The organism is Streptomyces sp. R35 (assembly GCF_041053035.1).
GTDB classification, from domain to species: domain Bacteria; phylum Actinomycetota; class Actinomycetes; order Streptomycetales; family Streptomycetaceae; genus Streptomyces; species Streptomyces lutosisoli.
Window position 1 is genome coordinate 10,053,118 of sequence record NZ_CP163440.1, and the last position, 13,033, is coordinate 10,066,150.

The 13,033-nt window shown below is 69.2% G+C and carries 11 protein-coding genes and 1 pseudogene; 2 read left to right on the forward strand and 10 right to left on the reverse strand.

From position 1 onward, the window contains the following. Window positions 1-2: 2 nt before the first annotated feature. The 6 genes and pseudogenes from AB5J50_RS45165 to AB5J50_RS45190 all read right to left on the reverse strand — a co-directional run bounded on the left by AB5J50_RS45165 (window position 3) and on the right by AB5J50_RS45190 (window position 4,468). Entirely contained in the window at window positions 3-404 is a 402-nt protein-coding gene (locus tag AB5J50_RS45165) for a helix-turn-helix domain-containing protein (protein WP_369264369.1), read from the reverse strand. Window positions 405-891: 487 nt separating this feature from the next. Further along, a complete protein-coding gene (locus AB5J50_RS45170; RefSeq protein WP_369264370.1) occupies window positions 892-1,608 on the reverse strand; it encodes a hypothetical protein in 717 nt (238 codons plus the stop codon). Further along, window positions 1,605-2,156, reverse strand: a complete 552-nt coding sequence (locus AB5J50_RS45175; RefSeq protein ID WP_327433791.1) for a SigE family RNA polymerase sigma factor — start codon at window positions 2,154-2,156, stop codon at window positions 1,605-1,607. Before AB5J50_RS45175 ends, AB5J50_RS45170 begins: the two co-directional genes overlap by 4 nt. A gap of 117 nt (window positions 2,157-2,273) precedes the next feature. After that, window positions 2,274-3,088, reverse strand: a pseudogene (locus tag AB5J50_RS45180) (transposase); the annotation flags it as partial. Between the two features lie 47 nt (window positions 3,089-3,135). Further along, window positions 3,136-3,477, reverse strand: a complete 342-nt coding sequence (locus AB5J50_RS45185; protein ID WP_327433792.1) for a GNAT family N-acetyltransferase — start codon at window positions 3,475-3,477, stop codon at window positions 3,136-3,138. A 10-nt stretch (window positions 3,478-3,487) separates the two neighbouring features. Next, a complete protein-coding gene (locus AB5J50_RS45190) occupies window positions 3,488-4,468 on the reverse strand; it encodes a pirin family protein (protein WP_369264371.1) in 981 nt (326 codons plus the stop codon). 124 nt (window positions 4,469-4,592) lie between these two features. Here AB5J50_RS45190 and AB5J50_RS45195 point away from each other — a divergent pair, with 124 nt between their 5' ends. Then, window positions 4,593-5,099, forward strand: a complete 507-nt coding sequence (locus AB5J50_RS45195; protein WP_369264372.1) for a carboxymuconolactone decarboxylase family protein — start codon at window positions 4,593-4,595, stop codon at window positions 5,097-5,099. 17 nt (window positions 5,100-5,116) lie between these two features. Here the strand turns inward: AB5J50_RS45195 and AB5J50_RS45200 are convergent, their stop codons facing one another. Together AB5J50_RS45200 and AB5J50_RS45205 are read right to left on the reverse strand one after the other, a co-directional pair. Continuing rightward, a complete protein-coding gene (locus tag AB5J50_RS45200) occupies window positions 5,117-5,578 on the reverse strand; it encodes an alpha/beta fold hydrolase (protein WP_369264373.1) in 462 nt (153 codons plus the stop codon). Window positions 5,579-5,656: 78 nt separating this feature from the next. Next, window positions 5,657-6,382 carry an alpha/beta fold hydrolase gene (locus AB5J50_RS45205; protein ID WP_369264374.1) on the reverse strand — a complete coding sequence of 242 codons (726 nt, stop codon included), beginning with the start codon at window positions 6,380-6,382 and terminating at the stop codon, window positions 5,657-5,659. A gap of 517 nt (window positions 6,383-6,899) precedes the next feature. On the opposite strand from AB5J50_RS45205, the gene AB5J50_RS45210 reads away from it, so the two are divergent. Continuing rightward, window positions 6,900-7,736 (forward strand): alpha/beta fold hydrolase, encoded by an 837-nt coding sequence (locus tag AB5J50_RS45210; RefSeq protein ID WP_369264375.1) that lies wholly within the window; start codon window positions 6,900-6,902, stop codon window positions 7,734-7,736. A 534-nt stretch (window positions 7,737-8,270) separates the two neighbouring features. Here the strand turns inward: AB5J50_RS45210 and AB5J50_RS45215 are convergent. Both AB5J50_RS45215 and AB5J50_RS45220 read right to left on the reverse strand, forming a co-directional pair. Further along, complete coding sequence (locus AB5J50_RS45215; protein ID WP_369265688.1) at window positions 8,271-9,353, reverse strand: ABC transporter substrate-binding protein; 1,083 nt, start codon at window positions 9,351-9,353, stop codon at window positions 8,271-8,273. 354 nt (window positions 9,354-9,707) lie between these two features. Continuing rightward, a complete protein-coding gene (locus AB5J50_RS45220; protein WP_369265689.1) occupies window positions 9,708-12,374 on the reverse strand; it encodes a SpoIIE family protein phosphatase in 2,667 nt (888 codons plus the stop codon). Window positions 12,375-13,033: the final 659 nt, after the last annotated feature.

Below are 13,033 nucleotides of genomic sequence, written 5' to 3' on the forward strand. Positions count from 1 at the left end.
CCTTACTGTCCGCACTCGCAGGCCGAAGCCGGGCTCGGCCCATGCCGACTGGCGACTCCGCTCCTTGGCATCGCCTGCCGCTGCCGGAAGGTCTCAGCCTCACAAGGGTCGGCGTGCACCTTGGGCCACTGGCTTGGAGCCATGCCGTACGCGTCGCGGAAGAGTCGGCTGAAGTGGGCCGCCTTGGTGAAGCCCCAACGCCGAGCCATGCTGGAGGTCGTCCTTTCACCGCTGTCGCCCCGGGCGAGATCCCTGGCACACTCCTGCAACCGACGGTGCCGAATCAGACGGTTGACGGCGATTCCTTCCCCTTCGAAGAGCTTGTGGAGGGACCGGACGGACATGTTGTGACCAGCCGCGATGATATCCGGTCCGAGCTCCGGATCCCCGAGGTGCCGGTCCACGTAGGCGCAGACTTCCCAGACCTGGGTGTATCGCGAACCGACCGTGCCCGACCAGGGCTGCCACCGGGCCGTCCGCGAGCAATCGTCAAGAGTTGTGGTTGCGGGCTCCCGGGGTGCATCCGGTGATCTCGGCTGCTGCGACTCCTGCTTCCTCGCGCACGTCCGAGTCGGGGTGGTGGAGGAACGGCTCGATCAGCGGGCTGGCCTGCGAATCGTGCGTGGCGCCGAGGATGTAGATCGTGTGAAAGGCAGGCGGTGGTGGATGAACGCCTCGTCGATCGCGTGCAGGACGGACTCGTGCACCTTGGTCACCGGTTCGTCAACGCTATAGCAGGAGTTGGCGTGAGGCGCCGGGAAGCTCGCCCGGCGCCACTACTCGCCGCGGGTGGAGTCGGTCTCCCAGAAGTCGGGTTTGCCCTGCGACATGGGGGAGTCCGGGGATGTGTGACGTGCACCGGCTGTCAGTGCAGGTCACAGGGTATGCGGGTCATCTGCCGGCATCCAGCCGGAGGGCGAGGTCGTGGGCGGTGGCGCTGGTGAGGTCCCCGACGAAGGCCCCGACGATTTCGAGACGGCCGCCGGTGATCGAGGAGGTCACGTAGGGGTTGCCCCAGAGCTTGCCGTCGATGACGATGGCGAATCCGTTGCGCGGGGACGGGGCCGCGGCGATGGAGCCGGTGAGGGCGGCGAAACGGGTCCGGTCGGCGGAGCTGAGGGTCACCTCGACCTGCCAGGTGCCGTCGATGGTGCTTTTCTCAGCCTTCGCGGAGGTGACACGGACGTCGGTCATGCCCCTGGCCCGGTCGGCGCGGATGCAGAACGCCGGGTGGGCCGCGCTCGCGTGCACGGTGTAGCCGCCGCTGCCATGGGTGCAGGCGTGCTCCGTGGACGAGGTGACCGGCAGGATGGAGATCAGGGCCGCCTTCTCGGTGTTCCCCGTGCCCTGTGCGGCGGGCTGAACTACGTGCGCGTGCTGGGTCGCGCCGTCCGCGACGGCCACCCAGGCGGTGGCGACCACGGCGGCGGCGGCGATGCCGACCCCGGCGCGGGCCAGCCGCTGCCGCCGCCGGGCGACCTGCAGTGCGCCGTCGGCCAGGCCGACCAGATAGGGACCGGCGGCATGACCGCCGCTCTCCCGGACATGGGCGTGCAAGGCATCGTGCAGCAGCGTTTCGTGCAGCGGGTGTTCGGTCGAGTCGTTCATACGATGACGCCCCTTCCGGAGGCAGTGGAGGAGGAGGCGGCCGACGGCCCTGCCTCGGCCAAGGTGGTGCGGAGGGAGGCGAGGGCCTTGTGGGTCTGGCTGCGGACCGTCCCCTGGGCGACGCCCAGGATCGCGGCGATCTCGGTGTCCGGCCGGTCCTCGAAGTAGCGCAGAACGATGACCGCGCGCTGGCGCTTGGGCAGCCGCCGCAGCGCGGCCATGATGTCCTGTCGCTGGACCACGGTGTCGGCCCAATCGGCGACCTGCGCGGACGGCTGGTCCGGCAGGGTGTCGGTGACCGTCTCCCGTCCCCAGCTGAGCAGTCGGAAGCGGTCCACGTGGGCGTGGTAGATCGCCCGGCGCACATAGATCTCCGGCTGCTGCCGGTCGCGCAGCTGCGACCAACGCCGAGCGGTGGAGGCAAGCGCGGTCTGGAGCAGGTCGCGGCCCTGCTCCCAGTCCCCGGTCAGCAGGTAGGCCGTGTGCAGCAGCGATCTCGACCGCGCCGCCACGAACTCGCGGAACTGGCGTTCCTCGTCGGCGTTCATCGTGCCCTCCCTCGTTCCCCCGTATAGACGGGTACGGAAGGGGGTTCGACTGCCCTGCCGGTCAGACTTTCTTGACCACGACGCTGCCAGGCTCCTCGCGCGGAGCGTCGTGGCGGTTCATGCGGCCTGGTTCTGTCGCCCGACCAGGACACCGTTCCCGGACCTGGCGCCTGTCCGGACCAGCGGCACCAGGTGGGCTCCGGTGATCGCCCTCCAGCGGGCCTGGGCGGACTCGACGGGCTTGAAGACCATGGCGATGGCTGCGGCCGGGCTGTCGGCGCCACGGGTGACCTTGGTTCGCAGCTTGACCGTGGAGAAGGTCGGCTCGATCGCAGAACCTCTGATGCCTCGCGGCGGGGACCACCTCGGCCAAGGCCTTCCACAATGCCATCGCGCCGTCGCCGACGACCAGTTCGGGGTCGCGCATGCCGCGTCGGCGGCAGTCGCGCAGCAGGTCGGCCCACGACTCGGTGGACTCTCGCAGCCCCTCGGCCGGCGCGATCAACTCTTTGGTGCCGTCCGAGCTGACGCCGCGCAGGACCAGCACGCACGAGTGTGCCTGGCCAAGCCGCACCTTGGGATGCACCCTGTCCGCCCACACGTAGACAAAGTCGCGGTCGGACAGGTCCCGGTCGCGGAAGGCGGCGTGGTCGTCCTGTCACTGTTTCGTCAGCCGGGTCACCGTCGCGTGGGACAGCTCGGCCGCGCTGCCGAGGAAGTGTTCCAACGCCGGGACGAAGTCGCTGCTGGACAGCCCGTACAGGTAGAGCAGCGGCAGTACCTCGGAAACCCTCGGCGATTTGCGGCACCACGCCGGCACCATCTTCGAGGAGAACCGCCGTCGCTCGCCGGCCGGTGGCCTCATCGACGCGTTTGTCGTTCACGCGCGGGGCCTTGACCTCAACCGAGCCCGCGGCGGTGACCACGCCGCGGGGCGCATTGCTCCGGTCCCGCCTCGATCAGGTGCCGGCGCAGGCGATCACTTCGCCAGTACGGTCTCCAGCCACTGCAGGACTTCGGGGGTCACGGGGTCGGTGATGTCGGCGAACTCGTCGTGCTTCTTGAGGAACTTCGCCACGTAGGGGCAGACCGGCACGATGCGCTTCCCGGAGGCGCGTACGTCGGTCAGGGCCTGCTGTACGAGTATCGCGGCCAGCCCCTGTCCGGCGAAGGCGTCGTCGATTTCGGTGTGGTAGAAAACGCGCTGGTCATCGTGGTCGCGGTACGCGGTGAGGCCTGCGGTTTTGTCGTCGACCAGGATTTCGTACCGGTGCTTGGCGTCGACTCGCTGGACAGTGGGAGTGGCGGCGGGCTGTGTCATCGTGAGCCTTTCAGTGGCGCGTTGGGTTGTTGCGAGGCGAGATGGTGGCATGCGGAAGGGCGGGTGCGGGAAGGCGGTCGCCGTCGTAGCCATCGACGCTGCCGAAGCGGTCGGATGCGTTCTCCCAGGCTTCCCTGGCTTCGACGATGTCTTTGTGGCTACGGCCGATGAAGTTCCACCACATGACGATCCGTTCCTCGAACGGCGTGCCGCCGAGCAGCACCGCCCGGGCGGGGGTGTCCGTCTCGTTCATCAGCGTCAGCGTGTCGTTGTCCGTGCCGAGGTAGCCCAGTTCCGCCGGGCGCAGGAGTGTTCCGGCCATGCGGACGTCCCCTTGGTCGACGAGCAGGCCGTACTCGAAGGCGGCGTTCACCGGGAGTGTGGTCTTCGAGCGCGGATCGAGGACGAGTTCGGCGCCGAGCAGGGGCGTGAAGGTCCGCACCGGGGAGGTCTCACCGGCGAGGGATCCCAGAAACACTCTGATGTGTGCCCCGCCCACCCGGACCGGGCTCGGCACGAAGTGCCGGAAGTCACGGGCCGTGTATCGGTGTTCTTCGGGCAGGGCCACCCACAGCTGGACTCCGTGCAGGATCGTGGTGCCGGTGGTGGAGACTTCCGAGTGGCTGATGCCATACCCGCCCGTCATGAGGTTCAGCTCACCGGGCCGTACGAACGCGTGGCTGCCCAGGCTGTCGCGGTGCTCGATCTCCCCGCTGAACAGCCAGCTCACGGTCTGCAGACCGGTGTGCGGATGGGGAGCGACATCCATGCCACCCGTGTCGGCGACGTCGTCCGGGCCGTAGTGGTCGACGAAACACCAGGCCCCGATCAGCGTCCGGGCTCGCTGTGGCAGCGTGCGCCGCACCGTCATGGCTCTTGGGCCGCCCAACGGGACGTCCCGCGCGGACAGTATGTCGACTTGCGGGGCGGCCTCACCGTGGTCGGCGGCACCGTAACGCAGTGCGGCGGGATCCACTTCGACGTCGCTCATCGAACGCCCTCTCCCATCCGAGGATGATTTCATATTCAACAATCATGCCTGATAGTAAGTCCGTGCCCCATCACATGCACGGCAGAGCGAGCGAGGGCCGGGAGCGGCCCTGAAGGAGTCCACGTTGAGTGACACCACAGCAGACTCCGCGAGTCGACGGGTCTTCATCGACAAGCAGAGTCCCAAGGCCTATCACGCACTGGTCGAGACGGCCGATGCGGTTCGTGCGGTCGCCGCCGAGGCGGGGCTGGACCGCGGCTTGGTAGAGCTGATCAACATCCGTGTGTCACAGATCAACGGCTGCGCCTACTGCCTCAACGTGCACACCAGGGCCGCGTTGCGCGCCGGCGAGACCACCCAGCGTCTGGGCGTGCTGGCCGCCTGGCGCGACACCGAATTGTTCACGGAACGGGAACGCGCGGCACTCGCCCTGGCGGAGGCAACCACCGGACCCGCGAACGCCGTCGCGCAGGAGAGCGCCTACGAAATAGCTCGCGAGGTCCTCAACGACGACGAGATCTCCGCGGTGATCTGGGTGGCGATCACCATCAACGCGTTCAACCGCGTCTCCATCCTGAGCAAGCACCCCGTCCGCGCGATCCCCCTGATACCCGGATCCCCACGTGGGTGATCGCCACCTCGGTCCGCTCAGCGGGCAACGCTCAAGATCAGATCGGTAACGGGGCCGGGGTCGCGCACGGCGACCGCGTGGGGTGCGCGGACCGTGATGGTGCGGGCGCCGGCCCGTTCGGCCATCCACTTCTCGGCGGCCGGTGGGATGTCGCGGTCCTCGGCGGCCACGAGGTACCAGCTGGGGATCTTCTTCCACGCGGCCGCGGTGGCCTGCTCCTGGACGGGGGTCGCCGGGACGGCGGCGCTCGCCAGGAGGGAGGCGGCGACGGCGCGGCGGGAGATCGGTGAGTTCATCAATGACTTCCTACGGGGCGGTGAAGCGGATGCGTCCCCGGACGGACGGGGACGGGGCGACGCGTGGGCAGGGCGCCCCCGGGTTCCGCGACAGCCCGAATCGGCCGCGTCCGCAGATGATCGCCCGGTCCGGCAGCGGAGAGCGCCGCCCTCCGAAGCTGCCACGCGAACGGCTGGGGCCATGAGTGTCCGCGTCGCGGAGGAACGGCTGCCGGCCTGCGGTCGCGGCACGATGGCAAGGGGCCGAGGGGCAGGCCGGGGTCAGTGAGCGGTGGCCCGGACGGCCTCCTCGATCAGCTTGATGACGCGCTCGGGGTGGGCAAGCATCACCAGGTGCGAGGACTCGACCTCGACGGTGGTCATGCCGGCCCGCTTGTAGCCGAAGCGCTCCACATCGGGGTTGATGGTGTGGTCGGCTGCGGCGACCAGACCCCAGGACGGCTTGGTCTTCCACGCCGCGGCCGGAGCCTTCTCACTGAAGGCCTGTGCGGCCAGCGGACGCTGGGACACGGCCAGTACGGAGGCGAGGCGAGGGTCGACGTCGGCGGCGAAGATGGACGGGAACTTGTCGATCTGAACCGACACGTCGGTGCCGGGAGTCGGGGAGCCCTCGATCGGGAAGGGCGTGTAGACGAGCGCGGTGGCCAGGTCGGAGTCGGGGAAGGCGCCCTGCAACTCGCCCAGACTCTCGCCCTCCTCCAGGGCGTAGCCGGCCAGGTAGACCAGCGCTCTGACGTTGTCCTCCACGCCGGCGACGGTGATGACGGCACCGCCGTAGGAGTGTCCGACCAGGACGACCGGGCCGTGAATCTGACGGACGATCGAGGCGATGTAGGCAGCGTCGCCGAGCAGGCTGCGGTTGGGCACCGCCGGGGCCACTACCTCCAGGCCACGGGCGGTCAGTTCGGGGATGATGCGGGCGAAGCTGGACGCGTCGGCGAAGGCGCCGTGGACCAGGACGACGGTCGGGCTGTCGGAACGGGACATGGCACAACTCCCTGTTGATGTCGTGTTGATCAGCTGATGCGCGGCCGGGCGGTCAGGGTCGGGTTCGCTGCTTCGTCGGGGTGAGCGGCGCCGGAGACACCAACGGCTGCCTGAGCCGAGGCGCTTCGCCGAGCCGGACCGGCGCACGCGGTGTCCGAGCCGCGCGGTGACCGCAGGCGTGAACAGCACATTAGGGAGGGCCGGTGGAGACATCTTGTCTGTCGGTGCACCACCTGTGGTCCGTCCGCGCCTACGAGGGGGCGGGGAGAGGGACGCCTCCGAGGCTTGCGCAGCGGCGCGCCGGGACGCGTCCCCCTCCTGGCACTTCCAGGCAATAGGCGGTGCGCTCGGGGACAACAGCCGACGGGAGGTTCTCCGTAGCGTGATGACATTCCGTGCCGCGCATGCCCGGACGTCGGCCGCCGATGGGTCGATGCCGTCCGTACAGCGCCCTCCCTCAGCGAGACGGAGCGCGGTCCTGCGCGTGCACCAGTCATTCGGACGAAGGAACGAGCACTTGCCGTACATCACCGTGGGCCAGGAGAACTCCACCACCATCGACCTCTACTACGAGGATCACGGAGCCGGGCAGCCGGTCGTCCTCATCCATGGCTTTCCGCTCGACGGCCACTCCTGGGAGCGGCAGAGCGCCGTACTGCTCGACGCGGGCTACCGGGTGATCACCTACGACCGTCGCGGTTTCGGGCAGTCCAGCCAGGCCACGACCGGCTACGACTACGACACCTTCGCGGCCGATCTGAACACCGTGATGGAGACTCTCGACCTGAGCGACGCCGTCCTGGTCGGCTTCTCGATGGGCACCGGTGAGGTCGCCCGCTACGTGTCCACCTACGGAACCGCCCGGGTCTCCAAGGTCGCCTTCCTGGCCTCGCTGGAACCCTTCCTGCTCAAGAGCGACGACAACCCGAACGGGGTCGCACCGAAGGAGTTCTTCGACGGCGTGGTCGCGGCCGTCAAGGCGGACCGCTACGCGTACTACACCAACTTCTTCAACGACTTCTACAACCTCGACGAGAACCTGGGCACCAGGATCAGCGAGGAGGCGGTTCGCAACAGCTGGAACGTCGCGGCGGGCGGTGGCTTCTTCGCGGCTGCCGCCGCGCCGTCGACCTGGTACACCGACTTCCGCGCCGATATCCCGGCCATCGACGTGCCCGCCCTGATCCTGCACGGCACGGCCGACCGGATCCTGCCCGCCGAGGGAACCGCGCGACCGTTCCACAAGGGGCTCCCGTCCGCCGACTATGTGGAGGTCGAAGGCGCCCCGCACGGCTTGCTGTGGACCCACGCGGAGGAGGTCAACACCGCCCTCCTCACCTTCTTGGGGAAGTAACTGCCTCAGGCTTCCCGTCGGCCTGCGGATCGAGGTCGTCGTCGCGGTCGCCGAATGCAGCGATGCGGGCCATGGCGAGTCAGACCTCGCCCACAGGCTGTCGTTGCGGCAGGAATGAAGGGCTTGTGGCGGTCCCGGTCAGGAAAGTCGGCAACGGGCCGGTGTGAGTCCTGGAACAGCAGGCGACAGCTGACCGAACATGCGAATCGTTGTAGCCTCCGGAGACCGCCCTTGACCTGCAATCAACGGGCAGGGCGCGGACAAATCGGGAGCTTCTCGATGCTTCGCGCCATGTTCAGGTCCAAGATCTAGCATCTGGACGTTTGTGCAGGTCAGAGCCCTTTAGGCTCGCCCCGGGTCAGTAAAAGTCAGCATGCGCCGCGGCCGCGTCCCCGCCTGTCGACCTTCCGACCGCTGCGCAGACCGGTGCGTGGGTCCGTCACCCTGCCCTGCTCGGTGCGGGTAGCGATGACGGGCCCGCTCCGTGTCGGTGCCCCTTCGCCGCACAACTGCTGGGCGCCGGGATCGTCCCAGCTAGCCGGAGACGGCCTTCGCCCAGCCCTGGGTGACCGTCTCCTTCGCCTTCTCCAGTTGTGCGTCCTTCGGGAACTGCGGCGTTCCCTCAACCGTCGGCAGTCGTGCAGCGGCGGCCTTGTCGAGGGTGCCATCCTGTCTCATGGCGTCCATGAGCACCGGGCGGGCATAGGCGCGCAGCCGGAGGTTCTGGCCCTCTGGGCTGAAGAGGTACTCCTGCCACAGGCGTGCAGCCGCCGGGTGCGGGGTGTTCTTGTTGATCGCCAGCGCGAAATACTGGGCGAAGCTGCTGTCGAAGGGGATCGAGACCTGCCAGTTCACGCCCTTGTCGCGGAGTTGGTCGGTGTAATGGAGGTTGACGTAGTCCCAGTTGATGCTGATGGGGGTCCGGCCGCTCGCGACCGTCGCCGAGTTGGAATTGAGAGGGTTGAAGTTGCCGCGATTCCTGAGCTCGGCGAAGAAGTCGAGACCCGGCTGGACGTTGTCGAAAGACCCGTTGTTCGCCAGCGCGGCCGCGTAGACACTGGCGAAGGCGGTGGCCGACCGGGGCGGGTCGCCTTCGAGTGCGACCTTGCCTTTGTAACCGGGCTTCAGTAGATCGGCGAAAGTCTCCGGACAGGGTTTGACCCGGTTGGCGTCGCAGCCGATGGAGATGTAGCCCCCGTAGTTGTTGGACCAGCGGGCCTTCGAATCCTTCTGATTGCCGGGGATCGAATCGTAGGCGGCTACCTTGTACGGCGCGAGAAGATTCTGCGCCGCTGCTTTCCGCGCGAACGTATCGCCCACGTCGATCACGTCGGGCGCGGTCGGCCGGTTCCCCCTCTTCCTCAGGGCGTCGATCTCGTCCTCGCTGTGGCCCAGCGGATCCTCGACCGTGACCTTGATCCCGTACTTCTTCTCGAAGCCGTTGATCAGGCCGCCGTAGTTGGCCCAGTCATGCGGCAGCGCGATCGCTCTGAGCGTGCCCTCCCGTTTCGCTGCGGCGATCAGTGCGCGCATGCCGCCCATGCTCTCGGCGGACGTGGCCACCGACGGCTGTGCGAGGCCAGCGGTCGGTGTGTTCTCGCAAGCGCTCAGGCCCAGTGCCACAAGAGCGAAGCAGCCGAAGACCGCCGCTGCTCGGGCACACGGTGTAGTCACGGCTGCTCCCAGACGTGGGGGGCACGGTGGTCACCTCGACCGGCTGTCGGCAGTGCCACTGGGCCCGGAGTGGCGGGCCTTCCGCTGTGCCTCCCGCTTCCTCGGCTCCACGGCGCCGGCGAAGTGGTCATCAAGGCCAGAGTACCCGGCAGCCTGGATGGCGGAATGTCGTCCGGGAAGCCCGCGATCACCGTCTTTGCCCCGGCACTCGGCTTCGCCGTACGTCTCGGGGCCGGCCGCGCCCATGCCGGCACGCGGCGTGCGCGACGGCGGAGGGAAGGGATGTACCGGCGCACCTCACAGCGCGGTGTCGTCCCATTGGCCGAGCAAGATCTCGCCGAGATCTTCGCCCTCCGGCGTGGCGCCGTGGTGCAGGTACTGTTCGGCCCAGATGACCTTGCCGGTGGGTGTGTAGCGGGTCCCCCAGCGTTCGGCGAAGCGGGCGACCAGGAAGAGTCCGCGGCCGCCCTCGTCGGTGAGCTTCGCCCGGCGCAGCCGCGGCGAGGTGCTGCTGCCGTCCGCGACCTCAAAGATCAGGGTGCCCGCATCGGGGCTGCCGATCGGCTCCGTGCGCAGCACCCGCACGGTGATGGGTTCGGCTCCGTAGCGGACGGCGTTGGTGATCAGCTCGCTGAGGATGAGTTCGGCGGTGAATGCGACCTGCTCCAGCCCCCACTCGGTCAGCCGGCGGGCGCAGGCGCTGCGCACCGGGGCCACCGCCGCCGGGTCACGGGGCACGTCCCACTCGGCGACCTGCTCTGGCCCGAGCCGGCGCGTGCGGGCCACCAGCAGCGCGATGTCATCCCTGGGCCGGTCGGACAGCATGGCCTCCATCACCGCCGCACAGGTGGCCTCCGGCGTGCGACCCGGCCCTGCCAGAGCATCGCGCAGGGCCTCCAGACCGGCGTCCAGGTCTCGGGTGCGGTCCTCGATCAGTCCGTCGGTGTAGAGCACCAGCCGGGAACCCTCGGGCACGGTGAGCTCGGCGGTCTCGACAGGCAGGCCTGCTCCGAGTCCCAGTGGCGGGGAGACGGGCAGCTCAGGGAAGTCGACGGTTCCGTCGGGCCGGACCACCGCCGGTCCCGGATGGCCGGCGGTGGCGATGGCCAGTCGCCCGGAGGTGGGGTCGTAGACGGCGTACTGGCAGGTGGCCCCGGTGATCATCCCCTGCTCGTCCTGGGCGGCGGCGACCTCCTCGGCGTCGATCTGCGCCACCAACTCGTCCAGCCGGCCCAGCAGCTCCTCCACGGGCATGTCCAAGCCGGCGAAGTTGTGCACGGCGGTGCGCAGCCGGCCCATCGTCGCCGCGGCGTGCAGACCGTGGCCGACGACATCACCCACGACCAGCGCCACCCGGGTACCGGACAGCGGGATGACATCGAACCAGTCCCCGCCCACTCCGGCCTGGGCCGGCAGATAGCGGTAGGCCACATCGAGGGCGGACTGCTCGGGCAGCGCGCGGGGCAGCAGGCTGTGCTGCAGGGTGACGGCCATGGCGTGTTCGCGGGTGTAGCGGCGGGCGTTGTCGATGCACACCGCTGCCCGGGCGGCCAGCTCCTCGGCGAACGACACGTCCTCGTCCTCGAACGACGGGGAGTCCTGCGCGCGCCAGAAGTCCACCACGCCCAGCACCACGCCACGGGCGCGGAGGGGCACCACGAGCGTGGAGCGGATGCCGCGATCGAGGATCCACTGGGCACGTTCGGGCTGCTGGGCCAGCCAGCCGTCGGAGGCGCTCAGGTCCCCGACCAGGACCGGTCGGCCCTCGGCCATCGCCGTGGAGACGGGGTGGCCCGGGACGAACCGGATGAGCTCGCGGACGGGATGGAGGCGATGGTCCGCGTCGAGACCGGCCACGGCGCTGCGGCGCAACTCGGTGATCCCGGTGGTCGCACCGGAGGACTCCTCACCGCGCAGGACCGGGTCCAGCAACTCGACGGTGACGATGTCGGCGAACCGGGGCACCGCCACCTCGGCCAGTTCCTCGGCTGTGCGTTTCACATCGAGCGTGGTGCCGATCCGCAGCCCGGCGTCGTAGAGCAAGTTCAACCGTCCGCGCGCCACCTCCGCCCGGCCGGAGAGGGCCTGCAGCTCGGTGGTGTCCCGGAGCGTCACCACGCTGCCGGCCGGTCCGTGAGGTGCGGTGAGCCGCTTGCTGACCGCGAGCAGCCGGTCGGCCGCCAGGTACACCTCGTCGGTGGCGGGGCGATCGGAGGCCAGCAGCCCGGCGAGGTCCTCATCCAGCCCCAGATCGGTGATGTCTCGCCGCTCCGCGTCCGCCGGCAGGTCCAGGAGCGTGCGTGCCTCGTCGTTGGCCAGCAGCAGCCGGCCGTCACCGTCGACGATCAACACTCCTTCCCGCACCGCATGCAGCACCGCGTCGTGGTGCTCGTACACCTGGGTCATCTCGGTCGGCCCCAGCCCATGGGTCTGCCTCCGCAGCCGCCGGCTCACCAGGCCCGACCCGCCCGCGGCGACTGCCAGGGCCGTTGCGGCACCGCCGAGGAGGACCGGCAGCTGCATGTTCAGCCTGTGCTGCACCCTCTCGACCGTGACGGGCACGGAGACGATGGCGACGACCGAGCCGTCGGGACCCCTGACGGGAACTGCCGAGATCACGGAGAGCCCCAGGGACCCCTGGAAGGTACTCGTGAAGGGCTTGCCCGTCGCCGCCTTCGCGTAAGGCCCGATGATGTGCTTCCCGACCTGATGCGGGTCGCTGTGGGTGAGGGTGATCCCGTTCAGCCCGTACACGATGATGGCGTCGACGCCTGCGGCCTTCCGGGCCGCCTCGGCGTGTGGCTGCAGCACGGCGGTCGGGTTCGCGCTGTTCAGTGCCGCCACGATCCCCGGGGAGTGCGCGAACGTCTGCGCCGTGGCGAGCGTCCGGCGGCGGGCGTCCGCCATCACGTCGCGTTGAGCCTGCACCACGAGCGCCACCAGGGCGGCGGCGACGAGCAGCATCACAACGGCCAGCTGGAGCAGGAACACCTGGCCCGCGAGGCTGTGCACGCTCAGCAGCGAGCCCGACCGCCTCGCCTTCTCCGCCTGACGGGGCCGACCGGGCCGATGAGTCCGCACGGACACATCAGGCACATCCCGCCCGGATTGATCCGAAACTCCACCCATATACCCTTTGTATCGTTTCTGGGTGGCCGACCACGAAGCGACCGGGACGGACTGGTCCGCTCAGGGACGGCGACGAGCGCATGGGCCCTGCCGGAGGGCTGCGGTCACGCGCAGCCTCTGAGGTCCGGTTCGAGCCCGAAGGGCGACGTCATTCGGTACCAGGACCGGCGGTCGGCCGACCGTTGAAGGCGGTTTCCCTACGGCGTGAGCTGCACCGACGTGCGCGCCCGGCCGGCACACCGGGTCGGCGCGGCGGCCGCGGTGCCGGCTCGTGCTGTACACCGACGGGCTGATCGAGGCCCGGGACCGCGACATCGACGACACCGCCGAACCCCACAGAAGGCGACTGCTGGCGTAGCCCCCGTGCAGGTCCGGGTACTGCCGCCGGCATCGCCGGCCGGTGTGTCAGCAGTCGGTCCAGGTGCGTGCTGCCTGGGTCTGTGCCGACCATGGATGAAGGCAGAACACCCGCCGGTACGGCAAGAGCCGGGGCG